At 69.7% G+C, this 19476-nt stretch carries 14 protein-coding genes; 6 read left to right on the top strand and 8 right to left on the bottom strand.

The window, feature by feature from the left end; all coding sequences use genetic code 11:
- The first annotated feature begins 5 nt into the window (after positions 1-5).
- A complete protein-coding gene (locus BJ991_RS04100; protein ID WP_179487709.1) occupies positions 6-941 on the top strand; it encodes a hydroxymethylglutaryl-CoA lyase in 936 nt (311 codons plus the stop codon).
- Here BJ991_RS04100 and BJ991_RS04095 read toward each other — a convergent pair.
- Together BJ991_RS04095 and BJ991_RS04090 are read right to left on the bottom strand one after the other, a co-directional pair.
- Entirely contained in the window at positions 922-1677 is a 756-nt protein-coding gene (locus tag BJ991_RS04095) for an enoyl-CoA hydratase/isomerase family protein (RefSeq protein WP_179487707.1), read from the bottom strand. The genes BJ991_RS04100 and BJ991_RS04095 overlap by 20 nt on opposite strands.
- The gene (locus BJ991_RS04090; protein WP_179487705.1) at positions 1674-2495 is read right to left on the bottom strand and encodes an alpha/beta fold hydrolase; all 822 of its coding nucleotides are present in this window, start codon (positions 2493-2495) and stop codon (positions 1674-1676) included. Before BJ991_RS04090 ends, BJ991_RS04095 begins: the two co-directional genes overlap by 4 nt.
- Before the next feature lie 93 nt (positions 2496-2588).
- Between BJ991_RS04090 and BJ991_RS04085 the strand changes: the two genes are divergently transcribed.
- Positions 2589-3389, top strand: a complete 801-nt coding sequence (locus BJ991_RS04085) for an alpha/beta fold hydrolase (protein WP_179487703.1) — start codon at positions 2589-2591, stop codon at positions 3387-3389.
- Positions 3390-3418: 29 nt separating this feature from the next.
- On the opposite strand, the gene BJ991_RS04080 is transcribed toward BJ991_RS04085, so the two are convergent.
- Together BJ991_RS04080 and BJ991_RS04075 are read right to left on the bottom strand one after the other, a co-directional pair.
- On the bottom strand, positions 3419-5224 hold the full coding sequence (locus tag BJ991_RS04080) for an SLC13 family permease (protein ID WP_179487701.1): 1806 nt from the start codon (positions 5222-5224) through the stop codon (positions 3419-3421).
- Complete coding sequence (locus BJ991_RS04075) at positions 5221-5556, bottom strand: DUF4286 family protein (RefSeq protein WP_179487699.1); 336 nt, start codon at positions 5554-5556, stop codon at positions 5221-5223. Before BJ991_RS04075 ends, BJ991_RS04080 begins: the two co-directional genes overlap by 4 nt.
- 58 nt (positions 5557-5614) lie before the next feature.
- Here BJ991_RS04075 and BJ991_RS04070 point away from each other — a divergent pair, with 58 nt between their 5' ends.
- The gene (locus BJ991_RS04070) at positions 5615-7363 is read left to right on the top strand and encodes an ABC transporter permease (protein WP_179487697.1); all 1749 of its coding nucleotides are present in this window, start codon (positions 5615-5617) and stop codon (positions 7361-7363) included.
- 29 nt (positions 7364-7392) lie between these two features.
- Here the strand turns inward: BJ991_RS04070 and BJ991_RS04065 are convergent, their stop codons facing one another.
- Positions 7393-8160 (bottom strand): FadR/GntR family transcriptional regulator, encoded by a 768-nt coding sequence (locus BJ991_RS04065; protein WP_179487695.1) that lies wholly within the window; start codon positions 8158-8160, stop codon positions 7393-7395.
- A 164-nt stretch (positions 8161-8324) separates the two neighbouring features.
- Here BJ991_RS04065 and BJ991_RS04060 point away from each other — a divergent pair, with 164 nt between their 5' ends.
- The 3 genes from BJ991_RS04060 to BJ991_RS18175 are packed head-to-tail and all read left to right on the top strand — an operon-like array spanning position 8325 to position 11079.
- A complete protein-coding gene (locus tag BJ991_RS04060) occupies positions 8325-9368 on the top strand; it encodes an acyl-CoA dehydrogenase family protein (protein WP_179487693.1) in 1044 nt (347 codons plus the stop codon).
- Positions 9365-10465 (top strand): acyl-CoA dehydrogenase family protein, encoded by a 1101-nt coding sequence (locus BJ991_RS18180; RefSeq protein WP_218852858.1) that lies wholly within the window; start codon positions 9365-9367, stop codon positions 10463-10465. Before BJ991_RS04060 ends, BJ991_RS18180 begins: the two co-directional genes overlap by 4 nt.
- Positions 10466-10521: 56 nt before the next feature.
- Entirely contained in the window at positions 10522-11079 is a 558-nt protein-coding gene (locus BJ991_RS18175; protein WP_218853399.1) for a MarR family transcriptional regulator, read from the top strand.
- Between the two features lie 6 nt (positions 11080-11085).
- Here BJ991_RS18175 and mmsB read toward each other — a convergent pair whose 3' ends face one another.
- The 3 genes from mmsB to pulA all read right to left on the bottom strand — a co-directional run bounded on the left by mmsB (position 11086) and on the right by pulA (position 19383).
- Positions 11086-12015 (bottom strand): 3-hydroxyisobutyrate dehydrogenase, encoded by a 930-nt coding sequence (gene mmsB, locus BJ991_RS04050; protein WP_343048645.1) that lies wholly within the window; start codon positions 12013-12015, stop codon positions 11086-11088.
- The gene (locus BJ991_RS04045) at positions 12012-13175 is read right to left on the bottom strand and encodes an acyl-CoA dehydrogenase family protein (RefSeq protein WP_179487689.1); all 1164 of its coding nucleotides are present in this window, start codon (positions 13173-13175) and stop codon (positions 12012-12014) included. The genes mmsB and BJ991_RS04045 overlap by 4 nt, the downstream gene beginning before the upstream one ends.
- Positions 13176-13317: 142 nt before the next feature.
- Positions 13318-19383 carry a pullulanase-type alpha-1,6-glucosidase gene (pulA, locus tag BJ991_RS04040; protein WP_179492480.1) on the bottom strand — a complete coding sequence of 2022 codons (6066 nt, stop codon included), beginning with the start codon at positions 19381-19383 and terminating at the stop codon, positions 13318-13320.
- Between the last annotated feature and the right edge of the window lie 93 nt (positions 19384-19476).

Genomic DNA, 19476 nt, shown 5'->3' with positions numbered 1-19476 from the left:
CCCGGATGACGCGCCCCCAGGCCTTCCGCGAGCCCGGCCTCCCCGAGGCAGTGACGATCTACGAGGTCGGTCCGCGCGACGGCCTGCAGAACGAGAAGGTCGTCGTACCCACGCAGGACAAGGTGGACTTCGTCCGGCGCCTGATGGCCGCCGGTCTGCGCACGATCGAGGTGACGAGCTTCGTCCGGCCGGACTGGGTCCCCCAGCTCGCCGACGCGGCTGAGGTTCTCGCACAGCTGGATCTCGACGGCGCGACGCGCATGCCCGTGCTGGTCCCGAACGACCGCGGCCTGGATCGCGCGGTCGAAGCGGGGGTGCGGTGGATCGCCATCTTCGGAAGCGCGACGGAGGGCCTGGCGCGCGCGAACCTCAACCGCACGGTGGACACGCAGTTCGACATGTTCCGGCCCGTCGTGGCACGCGCTCGCGGACTCGGCCTGGACGTGCGCGCCTACGTCTCGATGTGCTTCGGCGACCCCTGGCAGGGGCCCGTCCCGATCGCGCAGGTCGTGGAGGCGGGCAAGCGCCTCTTCGACCTGGGCGCGACCCAGCTGTCGCTCGGCGACACGATCGGCGTGGCGACTCCCGCCCATGTGACGGAGCTCATCGGCGCGTTCGGGGAGGCCGGGCTCGGGCCCGACGTGCTCGCGATGCACCTCCACGACACGTACGGCCAGGCGCTCTCCAATGCGTACGCCGCACTGCGGGCGGGCGTGACCACCTTCGACTCGTCCGCAGGAGGGCTGGGCGGGTGCCCGTTCACTCCGGGGGCGACCGGCAACCTCGCGACGGAGGACCTCGTGTGGATGCTCGAGGGCCTCGGGATCCGAACCGGCGTGGACCTGGACCTGCTCGTCGAGACGAGCACCTGGATGGCCGGGCTGCTCGGGCGCCCTTCCGAGTCGCGCGTCCTGCGCGCGCTCACCGCGTCGGCGGTCTGACCTCCGCGAGGCGGGCGTGGTGTTCCACGCTGCGCATCGATCGCTCCTCGGCGGCGATGCCGTTCTCGAGCGACGGCCACGCCGCCATCAGCATCGAGTTCATCGCTCGCTTCGTCCCCTGCAGCGCCGGCGCGGGAAGCTCCGCGAGCCTGTGGGCGAGGATGAGCGACTCCTCCCGCAGCGACTCGGCGGGAACGACGCGGTTGGCGAGGCCGGCGCGCACAGCGTCGTCGGCAGGGAGCCGGCCCCCGAGGAAGAGGAACTCCTTGGCGACGTGCATGCCGGTGAGGGAGGACCACAGGATCCCGCCGTCACCGGCCGCGAGGCCAACACCGACGTGGGGATCGCTGAACCAGGCGTCCGGAGAGGCCAGCACGAGATCGGACAGGACCGTGAGCGTGCATCCCAGCCCGATCGCCGGTCCGTTGACGGCCGCCACGACCGGCAGGCGCGTGCCGAGCATCCCTGTGATGATCCGGGTGGCGGTCTTCATCATCGATGCGGCGCCCTCGTCGCTTCCACCGGCGTCGCGTATCCAGTCGAGGTCGCCTCCCGCGCAGAATGCGCGCCCAGAGCCAGTGAGAACGACCGCTCGCGCCTCGCGGTCCGCGTCCAGCCGCGGCCAGACGTCGGCGAGAGCCTCGTGGAGCTCGTGGTCGATTGCGTTCAGGGCGTCCGGCCGGTCGAGCGTCAGCACGCGAACCGGACCGTCCTCCTCCACGCGCAGAGCACTCATGCGGACGCACTCGCGTCGACGTGCTGCATGATCCACCCCTCCTGCACGGCGCCGGTGAGCACGGGCTCCTCGAAGTAGTAGACGTGCCCCGCTCGCTCCAGGATCACCAGCTGCGACCCCGGGATGGAGCGGTGGAGGAACCGCGCGTTCTCAAGCGAGCACAGGATGTCCTCTGCTCCCGCGGTGATCAGAGTCGGCGCGGTGATCCTCCCGAGCTCGTGCGCACCCATGTCGTGCCCGCGGATCGCGTTGAGGTGACCGAGGTAGTTCTGACGTGAGAACTCGGAGTGGCTGACGACGTCCGCCGGGAGGTCGGCGAGCAGACCACGCGATCCCGCCGCCCACGCTCTGAGGTACTCGCGGATCATGCCGCCGGTGTCGGGCAGGCCGAGATCCATGATGCGGCGGCGGAAGTCGCCCTGCTGGATCGTGCGCTCGTCGAGCTTGGCCGCTGTGGCGTGAAGCGTCAGGCTGGACACCAGATCAGGCCGCATGGCGGCCAGCCGCATCGCGATGAACCCGCCGAGCGAGACCCCGGCGACGTGGACGGCGCCCTCGCCGAGGGCCTCGATGACGGATGCCGCGTCGCGCGCGAGATCCTCGATCGTCAGCGACTCATCGGCGTGCGAAGCGCCTCCGACGCCGCGGTTGTCGAACGCCACGCATCGGACGCGCGGCGCGAGCCGGTCGACCAGCGCGTTCCAGGCGTTCTTTCCCGTTCCGCCGCCCTGGATCAGCACCAGCGTGGGGCCTTCGCCGTGTTCGCGGATCTCCGTCGTGAACGCTGGCGTGCTGACCGTACGCACGATCGGTCTCATGGCGCATCGTCTCCTCGTTGAGTCGGATCACTGCTGATCCTGCAAATCTTTGTATACTTATATCACTAAGATCACGCTTGAACCGGAGGCCCCGTGGACGCAGCAATCGAGACCGTCGAACTCCCCTCGTTCACCACGCAGGTCTCACGAGCGGGAGCCGGACCAACACTCGTGCTCATCCAGGGCCTGGGGACCGACCATCGCGCCTGGAATCCGATCGTCGAGCACATGGCGCCGTACGTGCACTGCGTGTCGTTCGACAACCGCGGCGTCGGCAAGGCCTCGCCGGTCGGAGACGGCACCACGATCGAGGACCTCGCCGATGACGCCGCGGCACTCATCGAGTCCCTCGACGACGGTCCCGTCCATGTCGCGGGGGTCTCGCTCGGCGGCGGCATCGCGATGCGCGTCGCGTCGCGGCATCCGCATCTCGTCAGAAGTCTCTCGCTGCACTCCACAGCTGCCCGGCCCGACCCGCGGCTGCTCTCCATGCTCGAGTTCCGCAGAAGCCTGCTCGAGAAGGGGGTCGCCGGGGACTTCCTGCGCTCGTTCGTCGCGATGTGGGCGTGGAGTCCGGAGGGCATGTCGCTGGCTGCACTCCCCGAGGGCTCGACTGAGATCGACTCCCTCGAGCTCGAGGAGTACGCGCAGCACCTGCGCGTCGCTCGTGAGCAGTGGATGACCGACGACGAGCTCGCGAAGATCACCGCGCCGACGCTCATCACCGTCGGCTCCGAGGACATCCTGACCACCCCCCGCCATGCTCAGGACCTCTACCGCGGGATCAGCGGCGCGGAGCTGGTCACGATCGAGGACGGCGGCCACGCGTACTACTCCGAGAATCCGGGCCTTTTCGCGTCGCTGCAGCTCGGCTGGGTCCTCCGCCACTCCTGATCCGCCCCCACCCGCTCGGGGTCGCGGTGTCAGAACGGCCAGACGAGCGGCACGATGAGGACCGCGACGGCGAGATACAGCACCGCGAGCGGTGCTCCGAATCGGAGGTAGTCGGAGAATCGATAGCTTCCCGGCTCCTGGATGACGAGGTTGGCGGCCGTCGCGACGGGCGTGAGCAGGGAAGCGGCCCCCGAAACGGTCAGGGCCATCAGGAACGGCAGAGCCGACACCTCCATGAGTGACGCAACCGAGACGGCGACCGGCGCGACGACCAGGACGGTTGCGGTGTTGCTCATCACCTGCCCGAGGATCAGCACGACGACACACAGCGCGAGCAGGGCTCCGTGGGGTCCGGCAGGACCGACGAAGCTCACGATCGCACTGCCGATGAGGTTGTCGAGCCCGGTCACGGCGAACGCGGTGCTGATCGGGATCAGGCCGGCCACGAGGATGACGGTCGGCCACGAGATCGAGCGGAAGGCCCGCTCGGCCGGGACGATCCTGAGGATGATGACCGCGCCGGCGGCGAGCAGCGCTCCGACCGCGGCCGGGACGAGATCGCATGCGAGGGCGGCCACCATCGCGATGAGGATGCCGAGCGCGATCCACCCCTTGCGTCCGATCGGGGCGACCTGCCGGCGGATCGCGACGGGGTCCTCGACGACGAGCAGGTCCCTTTCGGAGCCGATGGCATCCAGTGCATCCCACGAGCCATGGAGGAGGAGCACGTCACCGACTCCGAGCTCGACGGTCGGGGCATCCGGCTCGATGCTGTCGCGATGCACTGCGAGAACCACGAGGTCGCCCGCTCCGATGACCATGCCCGGGAACGCGGCGACGCCGACCAGTCGAGACCGAGGTGCCACGACGAACTCCGCGATGCCCATCCGGCCGTCGACCAGCGCCGTCCCCGGACCGGACCCGGCCTCGACGACCCCGAGACGCGGGCGCGCATCGGCGAGCGCCTGCCCGGGCGCCCGCACCGTCAGCACGTCGCCGACGGCCAGAGCGGCATCGGGCCGCTTCGGCTTCCCCGCCGTGTCGCGGATGGTGAGAACGCGGATGCCGGCCGAGGGAGACGCGAGCACCTCGGCGCATGCGCGGCCGACGAGCGACGAGCCGGCGACGACTCGGACGCACGAGACCTCGTCGTCGCCGCTCAACGAGCCCACGAGCGCGTCCGTCAGCGCGAGCAGGTCACGCGACGGAGTCGATGCCGGACGATCCGGCAGCAGCCACCGCCGGAGCAGCACGGACAGCACCACGGTCCCGATGACCAGCGGCACGCCCGCGACGGCGAAGTCGAAGAACCCGAAGGGCGTGCCCGTCTCCTTTGCGGCCAGCTCGGACACGATGACGTTGACGGGAGTCCCGGTCAGCACGAGCATCGACCCGGCGTGGGTCGCGAACAGCATCGGCATGAGCAGCCGCGAGGGCGGGACGGCCAGGCGCGTCGCGATGATCACCGCGACCGGCAGCATCGTCGCCACCGCACCGCTGACGCTCATCACGGCGCTGAGCGCCGACTGGATCAGCATCAGGATGACGAGCGGCCGTGCCGGACTCGTACCCGAATGCTCGACGACGATACGCCCGACGCGTGCCGACACGCCCGTCGCATCGAGGCTCTCGCTCACGACGAACAGCGCGGCGATGAACATGACCGTCGGATTCGCGAAGCCCGCGAGCGCCTCCGGAAGAGTCAGGACACCGGTCGCCCAGAGCGCGAGCGCGACGCCCACGGCGATGACGGCGGCCGAGAGGCGCCCCCACGCGAACGCGACGAGCGCGAGCACGAGGATGGCGACCGTCGCCACGAGGGGGGCGCTGATCATGTGTGCTGTTCGGTGACCCACTCGGTGATGGGCTCGTACACGGTGGCGTACACCGGCTGCGCCATCGACGAGGAGACTTCGAGTCCCGCCTTCAGCGCGTGGCGCAGCGCTCGCATGGCATCGGCCGGATCGCCGTCGATCTCATACACCGCGGCGTAGCGGAAGTCTGCGAGCGGGGCGAACTGCGCGTCGGCGAGGCGGTAGCGGCGCGCACGGACGAACCCGGGGATCGCCACGACGTCGGCGAGGTGGCGGTTGGTGTACCAGTCCTCGAACTCCGACTCGCGGCCCTCGACCGGATTGGTGTGCACGATGAAGAGGGACGTCGCCATAGCAGTCACTGTAGCGCGACGTTGACTTTTTTATATAAAGATTATTAACGTATAACTCATGGCCATCGAGTCGACATTGACGGCCGCCGCGCCGACCAGCGGCGAGGACACACGTCCTGCGAGCAGGCTCGGCCTGTGGGTGCGCCGGCACGGGCTGTCGACCGGGCTGGTGCTGATCCTCGCGTACCTCGTGCTGTTCCCGCTCGGAAGGCTGCAGTACCTCGCACTGGAGAACGGCGCCGAGGCGTATCGCGAGGCCATCGCCCTGCCCAACCTGGGTCAGACCCTGTTCACCACCCTCCTCCTCGGGGCCGGGTCCCTGGTCATCGCCGTCGGACTCGGCACGCTGCTCGCGTGGTTCGCGATGCGGCTGCCGCAGGGGATGCGCTGGCTGGCGACGATCCCCATCCTGCCCATGGTGCTCCCGGCGGTGGCCGTCGTCGTCGGCTGGGCGTTCCTCTTCTCGCCGCAGGTCGGCTACATCAACCTCCTGCTGCGTCAGCTGCCGTTCGTCCACGTCGAGCAGCCCGAAGTCGGGCTGCCGGCCGGTCCGCTCAACGTGTACACCGTCGCGGGCGTCATCCTCGTCACCGGCATCCAGCTCGTACCGCTGATCTTCCTGTTCGTCCAGTCGAGCCTTCGCCAGTTCAACTACGAGAGCATCGAAGCGTCCTTGATCGCCGGCGCCGGACCAGTTCGCACCTTCGTCCTCATCGTGATCCCGCTCCTGCGGCCCGCGCTGGTGTATTCGGCGGCGTTCGCCATGCTTCTCGGACTCGGCCAGCTCACCGCACCACAGTTCCTCGGAACTCGCGAGGGCATTCGCGTACTCGCCACCGAGGTCTACCGCTTCGGCGGCGAGTCCCCGGTCGACTTCCCGCTCTCCGCCGCGGTCGCCTCCCCTCTCCTCGTCGCGGGAATCGTCTTCATCGTGGCCCAGCGAATCCTTCTTCGCCGCGACTTCAGGTTCGTCACCGCGGGCACCCGCGGTGCGACGCGGCCGCTGAAGCCGTCGCCCCTGGCCGCCCCGGCGATCATCGTCTACGGCATCGTCACCCTGGTGCTGCCGTTCCTCGCGCTCATCCTCGTCTCGCTCTCGCCGTTCTGGACCTCCTCCGTCGATCTCACGAGACTCACCTTCGACAACTACTTCAAGGCCTTCGACGACCCCGCCGTCATCAACGCGCTGACCACGAGCGTCGTCGTATCGCTGGCGGCCATGGGGATAGCGCTGCCGCTCGGATACCTGCTCACCGAGGTGCTCTACCGGCGCCGGGGCAACGCGGTGGTGCGCGCGATCATCGACACGATCACCCAGGTTCCCCTCGGCGTTCCGGCCGTCGTCTTCGGCGTCGGCTTCCTGTACGTGTACCTGGGCAATCCATTCATGCTGTACGGGACGCCGCTGCTCATGATCCTCGTCTATGTGGTGCTGGTGCTGCCCTTCACGGTCCGCCTCCAGCTCACGGCGCGGATGACGCTGGGCTCCACCTACGAGGATGCCGCCCGAGCAAGCGGAGCCGGCGTGCTGCGGACACATCTCGGCGTCATGGTGCCGATGATGCGCGGGGCGCTCGCCGGCGCGAGCATCCTCATGTTCGTCATCCTCACCCACGAGTTCGCCGCGTCGATGTTCGTGCGATCGACACGTGTGCAGGTACTCGGCACGCTGCTGTACGACCAGTGGTCGCGCGGTTCATACCCGATGGTCGCGACGATCGCCATCATCATGTCGGCGGTGACGGCCGCGGGACTCCTCCTCGCTGCCGCCGTCGGCGGACGCGCGGCGTCGCTGGACAAGCTCTGAGTCCGCATTCGCGGAGCGCGCCGGAGGCGTCAGAGGCTCTTGAACGCCTGCACCGCCGCGAGGGATGACGCGTCGACGACCTCGCCGCCGAACCGCTTCAGCACGATCGCCTGGCTCGCCTCGAGGTGCGTGACGCTGAGCCGTCGCGCGCCTTCCACATCGCCGTCCTCGATCAGGCGGAGCATAGCGGCGTGGGTTCGATAGGCCTCGCGCTGCGATTCCGGCTCCGGATACTGAGCGGACGCAGTCACCGTCTCGGCCCAGATCTGCTCCTGGATCGACCAGATGGCGACCATGCTGCGCACGATCAATCGCAGCGACTCCTCGGCGAGACCTCCGACCAGCAGGTCGTGGAACCTGCGGGCCGAGGCGGAGAACCGCACGGAGTCGCCGATGCGCGCCTCGGTGTCGGCGAGATTGCCCTTGAGCTCGGGCACGATCGTCTCGGCGCGGTCCGGACGGGATGCGCAGCCCGCCGCGCACATCGGCTCGAATACGAGCAGCGATCGGGCGAGGTCGGTGAGCGTGGCACCCTGACCCTGCAGTGAGAGGGCCAGTGCGTAGGCGGCCGACGACCAGTCCGGCTTGTGCACGTATGCTCCGCCGAACTTGCCACGACGTACGGTGATGAGCCCCTCGGCCTCCAGAATGCGGAGCGCTTCGCGCAGCGACGGCCCGCTCACGCCGTACTGTCGGGTCAGGTCGTCTTGCCGCGGGAGGGGCTCGCCATCGGCGTCGCCGCGGAGGATGCGCTTGCGCAGATCGGCGGCGATGGACTCCGCCACTCGCGAGGACATGCCGAAGCGATGGTTGAACGATCTCTCCGACATTTCGCTCACGGGCCGCCCTTTGCTCTCCGTGGCAAACATATCGGTGTCGAAGACGATCCGTCCCGCCCCTCGCGGGCGACACGCTACACTCAGATTTGGCGTAATCTTGTAAAAGATTGAAAGAAGGAATCATGGTCACCACGTCGGCGGCGAGCGAGATCGATTGGAATCTCTATGTGCCCTCGGAGCAGACTCTCGAACTCGAGGAGGCGGCCCGCGAGCACTTCGCCGCTTTGTTCTCCACCGCCGAGGTCCGCGCGGCCGTCGGACGCGAGCCGGCCGATCACCTCTGGCAGCCTGTCGTGGAGCAGGGCTACACCGCGATCGGGCTGCCTGAGTCCGTGGACGGACTGGGCTCGCTGGTCGACCTTGCCGCGGTTCTCGAGCAGGCAGGGCGGGCACTCCTCCCCGTGCCCCTCCTCGCGACGGCAGCCGCGACCCAGACCCTCCTCGCGATCGGAGCGCCGGTCACCGAGCCCCCGACGCAGCCCTCGACCATCGCGGTGCCGCGCGGCGCAGCGCGATGGCTGGGCTTCGACGGCCGCACAGCGACCACCTCGGTGGCTGTCGACGCGAGGGACGGGGGGTGCCGCATCCGTGTCCTCTCCGTCGCCTCGGCCGATCGCCGCCCGGTGCAGGGAGTAGATGACTCCCGTGCCGCCGTGGAGTTCGCCGATGCGGCCGTCATCGACGAGCACGAAGTGGACTCCGACTGCGAGTCGGTCCTCGCCCCGGCCCGCGTCTGCGTCGCCGCGGATCTGGTCGGCGTCGCCGCGGGCGCACTCGACGGCGCGATCGGCCACGTCCTCACACGCGAGCAGTTCGGGCGCACCATCGGCTCGTTCCAGGCCGTGAAGCACCTCCTCGCCGACGCGTACGTCCTGGTGGAGCGCGCGCGCAGCCTCACACTGGGCGCCGCCGTCGAGGCCTCGACGGCCCCGCTCGGGGCGGACTCACGGCGCCTCGGCATGCTCGCCAAGGCGGCGGCCGCCGATGCCGCCGTGCGCTGCTCCGATCTGCAGGTGCAGCTGCTGGGCGCAATGGGCCTCACGTGGGAGTCCGACGCGCCGCTGTTCGTCCGCCGCGCCCGGCACACTGCGGCGTTCCTCGGCAACGCCGATGACCTGTACGCCGCCGCCGGCGCCGAAAGCCTCACGGAAGGATCCGCGCGATGACCTCGCTCGACGACTACCGTATGTTCCTGGCCGACGCCCTGCCGTCCGACTACGACGAGCGCTACGCGGACTACCGCGACGACGTGGAGCTGCGCGCCCACTTCCAGGCGGCGTGCTTCGACGAAGGGTGGCTCGTGCCCGAGTGGCCGCGCGAGCGCGGCGGCCGCGACCTCGCCCTCACCGAGGCGCTCTCCGTCCGCATCGAGGGAGCCGTGCGTCGCGTGCCGCGGCAGATGAACATCCAGGCGACGGGGGTCGTGGCGCCCGCGCTCGTGCAGTTCGGCACCGCGGCCCAGCAGGAGAAGTACCTGCGCCCGACGCTGCGCGGCGAGGCGTGGTGGGCGCTGGGGATGTCCGAACCGGGCGCCGGCTCTGACCTCGCGTCGCTCCGGACCACAGCGATCCGCCGCGATGACGTCTTCGTCGTGAACGGCCAGAAAGTCTGGACGACGCAGGCCGACGAGTCCCGGTGGTGCACGCTCTACGTCCGCACCGACCCCGATGCTCCGAAGCATCGCGGCATCACCTGCCTCATCCTCGACATGGACGCACCCGGTGTCACCGCGCGACCGATCCGAACCGCGGGCTCCAGCATCGAGACGTTCTGCGAGGTGTTCCTCGACGACGTCGAGATCCCCGCCGAGAACGTCCTCGGCGAAGTGAACGGCGGATGGCGGGTCGCGATGTCGGCGCTCGATCACGAGCGCGACATGATCTGGATCAACAACTGGCTCGAGATGCAGCGCGCGCTGGACCCCGTGCTTCGGGGACCCGCGCCGGGCGCGCACAGCCACGTGCGTCTCGGTCGCCTGCTGGCCGAGACGGAAGCCATCCGACTGACCGGCATCCGAACGGTCGGCGCGCGGGTGGCGGGCAGCGAGACGCCGCTGGCGGGCATCCTGAAGCTCTACGGATCCGAGTCCGTGCAGGAGGCGGCGCGCTTCGCCCTGGAGGTCGGCGGCGTCGGCGGCCACGCGCCCCGTGCGCAGTTCGACGAGTACCTGGAGTCGATGGCCGCGACGATCTACGGCGGGACATCCGAGATCCAGCGCAACATCATCGCGGAGCGGATTCTCGGGCTGCCCAAGGGCGCGTGACGCAGGCCGGTTCCGGCCGCGAGAGCGCGCTGGCTAGTCTGAATCCGGAGGTAGCCGTGGCCCGCAACAGACGACTGCCGATCGACCCGATCGCCGAGGCGCAGCGCCAGTGGATCGCGCACGGGTGGGCGGATGCCGCGCCCGGCATGTCGGCGGTGACGTCGATCATGCGGGCGCACCAGCTCTTCCTGGCGCGCGTCGACGAGACGCTGCGCCCCTTGCAGCTCACGTTCGCGCGCTACGAGCTGCTCACTCTGTTGAGCTTCTCGAGCTCCGGACGGATGCCGATGGTCTCCGCCAGCGCGCGCCTCCAGGTGCATCCGGCGAGCGTCACGAACACGGTCGACCGGCTCGAGGCCGTCGGGCTCGTGCGGCGCGAGCCCCACCCCGGCGACGGACGCGCGACCCTCGTCGTGCTCACCGACGCCGGACGGGAACTGTCGGAGCGCGCGACGGCGGCCCTCAACCGAGCCGTCTTCGAACGTCCGGGGCTCACTCGCGGAGACGCCGAGCAGCTTGTCGACCTCATCACGCGCATGCGCCGCGATGCCGGCGACTTCGAGGACGCCGAGCCGAGTGCCGACCCGAACTCCGAGACGCGACCCGACGCCTGAGTCGCGTCAGAGACGATCTCCGGAGGCGGCCCGGACCGTGTTGATGATCCCGGAGAAGTCCTGGTTCGCGCCCTGCCCCTCCGCGAACTCCTTGTAGATCTCGCGCGCCATGAGCCCGAGCTTCGCGTCGACGCCGGTCGACTCGATCGCCCGCTCGGCGAGGCCGAGGTCCTTCGCCATGAGCGACCCGGCGAAGCCGGGCTGGTAGTCGCGGTTCGCGGGCGACGTCGGCACCGGTCCCGGCACAGGGCAGTTCGTCGTGAGAGCCCAGCACTTGCCCGACGCGTTCGAGGCGACGTCGAAGAGCGCCTGATGCGTGAGCCCCAGCCGCTCCCCCAGCACGAACGCCTCGGCGACGGCGATCTGTGACACCGCGAGGATCATGTTGTTGCACACCTTCGCGGCCTGGCCGAGGCCGTCGCCGCCGCAGTGCACGACCCGGCGGCCCATCGCCTCGAGCAGCGGGCGTGCCGCCTCGAAGTCCTCGTCGCCTCCGCCGACCATGAACGCGAGCGTCGCGTTCTCGGCGCCGACGACACCCCCCGACACGGGCGCGTCGAGGGCGCGGTGCCCGGCGACCTCCGCGAGCGTGTGCGCTTCGCGCGCCTCGTCGACCGAGATCGTCGAGCAGTCGATGAACAGCGTGCCGGGCTTCGCGACGTCGACGAGTCCGTCGACCCCGTCGCGGCCCGAGTAGGCGGCGAGCACCTGGGCGCCCGTCTGGAACATCGTGATGACGACGCGCGCGGTGGCCGCCGCATCCGGCCCTGACGACGCCGTCTCGACGCCGGCCTCGTTCGCGGCCTGCATGGCGGTCTGCGACACGTCGAAGCCGACGACGTCGTACCCGGCGGACTTCAGGTTGCGGGCCATCGGCAGGCCCATGTGCCCGAGTCCGAGGAATGCGACGCGAGCGCCCTGTTCGACGGCGGTCACGAGGCACGCTCCAGCAGGTCACGGCCGATGATGACGCGCATGATCTCGTTCGTCCCTTCCAGGATCTGGTGCACGCGCAGGTCGCGCACCACCTTCTCGATGCCGTAATCCTGCAGGTAGCCGTAGCCGCCGTGAAGCTGCAGCGCCGCATTCGCGACGCGGAAGCCGACGTCGGTCGCGAAGCGCTTCGCCATCGCGGCGCGGACCGCGGCATCCGGCTCCTTCTGGTCGAGCGCGGTGGCGGCGTCCTGCACCATGAGGCGCGCCGCGTGCAGCTCAGTCGTCATGTCGGCGAGCGTGAAGACGACGGACTGCTTCTCGGCGAGCGGCTCGCCGAACGTGAACCGCTCGTGCACGTAGCGACGCGCCTTGTCGAGCGCCCACTGCGCACCGCCGATCGAGCACGCGGCGATGTTGATGCGACCGCCGTTGAGACCGTTCATCGCGATCTTGAAGCCCTGGCCGAGCTCGCCGAGCACGGCGTCGGCGGGCACGCGCACCTCGTCGAGGATCACCTGACGGGTCGGCTGCGCGTGCCAGCCCATCTTCTTCTCGAGCTGGCCGAACGACAGGCCCGGCGTGCCGTCCGGCACGACGAACGCGGTGATCCCGCGGGCGCCGGGGTCGCCGGTGCGGGCCATGACGACATAGACGGATGCCTCACCCCCGCCCGAGATGAACTGCTTCACACCCGTGATGACGTACTCGTCGCCGTCGCGGATCGCGGAGGTCGCGATGGCCGCGGCATCCGACCCCGCTCCCGGCTCGGTGAGGCAGTACGCGCCGAAGCCCTGCATCGAGGTGAGGGTCGGAAGCCACTCGGCCCGCTGGGCGTCGTTGCCGTAGGTGTCGATCATCCACGCGACCATGTTGTGGATCGAGATGTACGACGCGATCGCGGGGTCGCCCTTCGCGAGCTCCTCGTAGACGGCGGCCGCGTCGACGCGGGCGAGCCCGGTGCCACCCGACTTCTCGCGGACCGTGATGCCGCCGATGCCGAGCTCACCGGCTCGCTGGAGGACGTCTCTCGGGAAGTGGGACTTCTCGTCCCACTCGATCGCTTTCGGCTCGAGCTCGGTCTGCGCGAACTCGCGCACCGCCTCGATGATCGCTGCTCGCTCCTCCGCGGTCATCGCGGGGTTGCTCAGGGTGGTCGCCATGGGGGTCTCCTCGGTTCACAACCCGGACCGGCCCTTCGTGGGGGCGTTCGGCCCGTGTGCCGTCGTTGGCACGACTCCCATGATACTTGGACATCCAAGTAACAGGCCATCCTGGCCGCGCGGCCAGGCGAGAGGGCTCCCGTCAGTACACGATCACCGGGATCGGGATCAGCGCTCCCGAGTCCCGGTGTGCGCCCTGTCCTGTGAAGGTCGTGCGGATGAGGTGGATGCCCCGCTCCGGCAGCGTCACCTTCACGTCGACCCTGCCCTTCGACGCCCCATCGAGCTCGACCGTCGCGACCACCTTGCCGTTGTCGGTCACGGTCACGGTGCCCACGGGCGCCGAGCCGTCCTCCGCGACGATGCGGCCCGACACCGGCACCGCGGTGCCCGCCTTCGCGAGCAGCCTCGTCGGCGCGACGAGCGTGTGCGTCGCGACGGGCTCGCGCTCGACGAGCACTGCGGCGGTGCGCGCGGGGATCGTGATCGTGCCGGTCGCGGCGTCCCAGGTCGTCGTCTTCACGACGGGGTCCGAGCCGTTCGCGAGCGCGGGCGTCAGCGCGAACGAACGCCCTTCGAGCCCCGGTACAGCCTGGGTCACCGGCTCGACCCCCGCGTTGAAGACCACGAGTGCGCCGTCGAGCTTCGCATCGACGTCGGCGCCTGCCCGGTCGTCGATGAGCATCGCGATGAGGCCGGGTGCGGCATCCGGTCCACTTCCCGGGAAGGTGACCTTCGCGTCGATGAGCTCGGCAGACCCGAGACGCAGCAGGCCCACCTCTTCGCGCACTCGCAGCAGATCGAGGGCGGATGCCTCGGCGGTCGCGATGTCGGACGCACCGGGCTTGTTCGCCGGGTTGGCCAGGAGCGGCTGCTTGATCGCCCACGAGTCCTGGTTGTCGGCCGCGCGAGGGAGGCCCGAGCCGAACGTCGACTCCTGCCCGGTCCAGTCGATGCGGTTGAACCAGTCGCCCGAGTTGTAGCTGTTGCGATCGAGCGACTTCGAACGCAGCAGCTCCGTGCCGGCGTGCCAGAACGACGGGGTCTGCGCGAACACCGTGGTCGCCAGCGACAGCGTGTTCATGCGGACGCGGTCGGCCATGGGCGTGTCGGCGGGAAGCTTCAGCACCGACAAGTCGTACAGCGTCTCGTTGTCGTGCGCGTCGACGTACGTGATGATCTCGTCGGGCTGGTCGGCGTACCCCGCGGGCGAGCCGCGGTAGTCGAGCTCGTCACCCGCCCTGACTGTGCCCGTGTGGTCGGTCAGCGCGTAGTCGCGGAGGTTGCCCGCGAGGCCGAGCTTCACGAGATCGGTCTGGTGCGCGAGATCCGCGAGCGCCTGCTCGGGCGTGCCGTTGATCGGCGCGCCGTTCGGATCGGTGCCGAGGCCCGTTCCGAAGCCCTGCTGCTGGATCGTCTCGGATGCGACGGGGCTGCCGCCGTGCACCGCGTCGCGCAGCCGGTCGCTGAACGTGCCGACGCCCGTGTCGCCCAGCTGGCCCTGCGTCGCCTGCTCGAAGAGCGCATTGTTCGCGACCTCGCCGAAGTTCCAGCCCTCGCCGTACAGGTAGATCCTCGAGCCGTCGACGCCGTCCCTCTTCACGGTGAGCGCGTCGAGCGCCTCGCGGATCGCGAGCATGTTCGCCTTCGAATGGTGACCCATGAGGTCGAAGCGGAAGCCGTCGACCTTGTACTCACGCGCCCACAGCACGACCGAGTCGACCATGAGCTTCTCGGCGATCTCGTGCTCGGTCGCGACGTTCTGGCAGCACGTCGAGGTCTCGACGCCGCCCGCGAGGTTGAGACGCTGGTAGTAGCCGGGCACGAGCTTGTCGAGCACCGACTTCTCGCCCTGCCCCGACTGCGCCGTGTGGTTGAACACCTGGTCGAGCACGACCTGCAGGCCCATGCCGTGCAGCGCCCCGACCATCTCGCGGAACTCCGCGACGCGAGCGCCTCCCTCGGGATCGACCGCGTACGAGCCCTCGGGAACCGAGTAGTGGTACGGGTCGTAGCCCCAGTTGAAGCCGTCCGCGTCGGCGACCGCCTCGATGCACGCCTGCTGCTCCGTGCTGTCGGGCGCGAACGACGCGAGGTCGCAGTCCGGCACCGCCTGCTTCGAGCGGTCCTCCTCGATCGTGGCGATGTCGAAGGTCGGCAGCAGGTGCACGGTGTTGATGCCGGCGTCGGCGAGCTGACGCAGCTGCGCCGTGCCCGCGCTGTCGCGCGTGAACGCGCGATAGGTGCCGCGCTCGGCCTCGGGCACCGTCTCGTCGGTGATCGAGAAGTCGCGCACGTGCAGCTCGTAGATCGCACGATCGACCGGCCGGGCGATCGACGGGCTCTTCGTCTTCTCCCACGCCTTCGGCCGCCACTGCCTGTCGTCGAGGTCGATCGCGACCGAGCGCTTCGAATTGGTCGTGAGCGCGACCGAGTACGGGTCGGTCACGAGGTTCGTCTCGATCGCGCCCGTCGTCGGCGCGTAGACGACGACCTCCCACACGTACTCGTCGCCCTTGAGCGCGTTCCTGCCGTTGACGGTCCAGACACCGGATGCCGCATCCCACGCCGCCGCGTGGCGCTGCGGTTCATCCCCACCGGTCCCCGAGCCTGTCGAAGGGTCCCACGAGAGCAGCGTCGCGGACTGCGCCGTCGGAGCCCACACGCGGAACGTGGGCTTGCCTCCCCGGAACGTCACGCCGAGGTCGGCGCCTGCGACCGCATCCGCGTACAGGTCATCGAGGACGCCCGGGATCTGCACGCCCGTGAACGCCGTCAGCGCGCCGTCCGCGTCGCGCTGCGACACCATGAGCTGCCCCTTGAGCGCGGCCGCTTCGTCGACGCCTTCGACCCGCAGCGCCACGAAGCCCGCGAGTGCGGGGAAGGTCGCCTTCTGCGCATCCGTCAGGCCGCCCTCGACCAGGGTCAGGTCGTAGGTGTCGCCGCCCGTGACCTCGCCGTCGGCGAGTGCGAGCGCGGCATCCGTCGATGCGTGAAGCCGCCACATCGCACCCTCGGCGGGTGCGCCGAGGTTCGCCGGCCACGCGATCGTGTCCGCGTCGATCCAGTGCGCGCGCAGCTCCCCCGTGCCCGCGAGCGGCGGGTCGGTGACCTCGATCTCGAGCACGTGGGTCGCGAGCGTGTAGCGGAACACGATGAGCTTGCCCTCGCTCGCGCTGTACGAGTAGTTCGCACCGTCGCGCACTCCGTCGACGCCGTAGTTCTCGGCCCAGCTCAGCCCGTGCGCGACCTTGACCTCGTAGGCGCCGGCCGGGGTCTGGTCGGTCGCGAACTCATACACGCCGTCCTTGTCGCCGTCTGCCATGAGCGTCACGAGGCAGTCGGGCGCCCAGTCGCCGGAGCATCCGAGCTCGCTCTGCGCCGAGCCCGGCAGCGTCACGATCGGACCCTCCGCGGTCGACTGCACGATGTTCGTACGCGGGTCGAAGTAGAACGTGATCGGCCCGCCCGCGTGCGAGAACGCGATGTTCGCACCGCCGGGCACACCGTCGGCGCCGTAGTTGACGTCCCACGTGCCGTTGATCGCGACCTTGTACTCGTAGTCGCCCGCGGCGAGGTCGAACGTGCCGGCCCAGATGCCGTCGTCACGCAGCGTGAGCTTCGCGGCCTCGCAGCCGGGGGCCCAGTCGCCGGCGCATCCGATCTCGGAGTTGTGGCTGCCCGGCACCGTCACCATGTCGATCGGCGATTCGGGCTCCTCCTCGACCGTGAGCGACACGGCGTTGCCCACCGACGCGTACGTCGACGCAGCGGAGCGGTGGCCCGCGGCATCCGTCGACACCGCGCGGTACTCGACCAGCGTTCCGTTCGCGAGGCCGTCGACCGTGTGGAACACGCGCGGGTCGGTGTCGTCCGCCGTGCCGAGCGCGTGCCATTCGTCCGAGCCGACGACGCGCCACGCGAAGCTCGTCTCCTGCCACGTGGCGTCGTCGACGTCGGCGGCGACAGGCACCGACCCCGCGAGCCCGGCGCCCGCCGCGGGCGCGCTCACGGTGATCTCACCGGCCGCGTCGGGTGCCGTCACGGGCGCGTCGGCGCGGTAGACGACGGCCGAGAGGGCCGGGACGGTGACGGATGCCGCTGCCGACGCATCCGTCGAGATCCCGGTCGTGGTGCCGTAGACCGGCGCGAACGATGCGCTCGCCGTGAGCGTCGTGAGGTCGACCGTCTTGTCGGCCGCGGTGTTGTTGAGCGCGACGAGGTACTCGACTTTGTCGTCACGGTCGACGCGCGAGAACGCGTACACGCCCGGCCCGTTGTCGGCGTACCGCTCGATCTGCCCGCCCGAGACGAGTGCCGGATGCGCCTCGCGCACGGCCGCGAGCTCGGCGATGTGCTCATAGACGGGAGCGGTCGTGTCGTAGCGGTCGACCGCGCCGGCGTTCTCACCCGTGATGAGCGGCTGGTTCTGGTACGAGGGCACCTGGCTCGCGAAGAGCGTCTGGCGCGCGTCCTTGTCGCCGCCGGTGCCCGCGAAGCCCTGCTCGTCGCCGTAGTAGACGACGGGCTGGCCGCGCCCGAAGAACATGAGCTCGTGCGCGAGCAGGTCGCGCCCGAGCGCGTCCGGAGTCGACTGCAGCATGTAGCCGACGCGGCCCATGTCGTGGTTGCCGAGGAACGTGGGCAGCGCGTTCGCCGACGAGTCCGGCGTCGTGTACCAGTCGTCGCCCGCGTACAGGCTCTGCAGCCCCTTGGCGCTGTTGCCCGCCGCGAAGCTCACCGCCGACGACTGGAACGCGAAGTCGAGCACGCTGGACATGTCGGTGTCGCGCACGTACGGCGCGAGCTTGACCGGATCCGCGTCGAACACCTCGCCGAACATGAAGAAGTCCGGCTTGCCGGCGACGTCGCGCGCGTAGTCGAGGACCTCGGTCGTCCACTGCTCCCAGAACTCGAAGTTCACGTGCTTCGCGGTGTCGATGCGGAAGCCGTCGATCCCGAGGTCGATCCAGTCCTGGTACACCTCGACGAAGCCGTTCACGACGGTCGGATGCTCCGTCATGAGATCGTCGAGCCCATCGAAGTCACCGAGCGTGACCGACTCACCCGACCACGTCGTGTTGCCGCGGTTGTGGTAGAGCGTCGTGTCGTTGAGCCACGTGGGCGTCTTGGCGTCGGCGTCCTCCGGCGCGACGGACGGCGTGTACGGGAACGACGTGGCGGCGTCGAGCGCCGGGAACGACGCCGAACCCGCGTGGTCCGCCAGGTCGAACTCGGTGCCGGATGCGTCGCGGTACGGGCTCGTCGCCGTGTCGAGGTACCCGTACTGGCCCTCGGCGTATGAGATGACGTCGGCCGTGTGGTTCGTGATGATGTCGAAGTAGACCTTGATGTCCTTGGCGTGCGCCTCGTCGATGAGCGCGTCGAGCTCGGCGTTCGTGCCGAGATGCGGGTCGATCTGCGTGAAGTCGGTGATCCAGTACCCGTGGTAGCCGGCGCTCGCATTCGCGCCCTCGCCCTGCACGGGACGGTTCATGAAGCTCGGCGTGAGCCAGATCGCGGTCGTGCCGAGCCCCTCGATGTAATCGAGGTTCGCGCGCAGACCCGCGATGTCGCCGCCGTGGTAGAAGCCCTTGTCGGCCGGGTCGAACCCGTGCGCGAACCGGTCGCCGGCGATGCCGCCCGTGTCGTTCGCGGTATCGCCGTTGGCGAAGCGATCGGTCATGACGAAGTAGAACTGCTCCTGCCCTCCCGGCTCGCGCACGGGCGCAGCGACGAGCGCGTCGTCGTCGGCCGTGAAGCCGGCGCGCAGGCTCACCGCCTCGAGGCCGACGCGGTGCGTGTTGTCGTCGAAGAGGAACCGCAGCGTCGCGGGGCCGGCGACCGTGAGCGGGATGTTCTCTCCTCCGCCGTTCAGCCCGTAGGACTCGTCCCACGCGTCGTTGACCGCGACCTTGTACTCCCACGTGCCCGCGGGCACTTCGAACTCCGCGGCGAACAGCCCCTCGGTGTCGGTCGCGGTGAGCTCGGTCGCCGCGCAGTCCGGCTGCCAGTCCCCCGGGCAGCCCAGCTCGCTCTGCAGGCTGCCGACGAGCGCGAAGGTGCGATCGGCCGCGGCGGCCGGGGCGGCGATCACGCCGACGCTTCCCGTCGCCACGAGGGCCGCGACGGCGATCGTGGCGGTGAGGCGCCGCAGGCGCGAAACGGTGGTCTCGGACGATGTCTGCGTTGACACGGGCGACTCCATGACGGCGGGCACGACGACGTGCCGGGGGCGGTGTTGCGCCGACGCTAGCAGTGGAGTCCATCCCACTGCAAGCGCTTACAGTGTGAGAAGCCG

It is taken from the genome of Microbacterium immunditiarum, assembly GCF_013409785.1.
Taxonomy (GTDB): Bacteria; Actinomycetota; Actinomycetes; order Actinomycetales; family Microbacteriaceae; genus Microbacterium; species Microbacterium immunditiarum.
The sequence above is the reverse complement of the archived record's forward strand: the minus strand, read 5'-3'. Positions and strand labels throughout refer to the sequence as shown.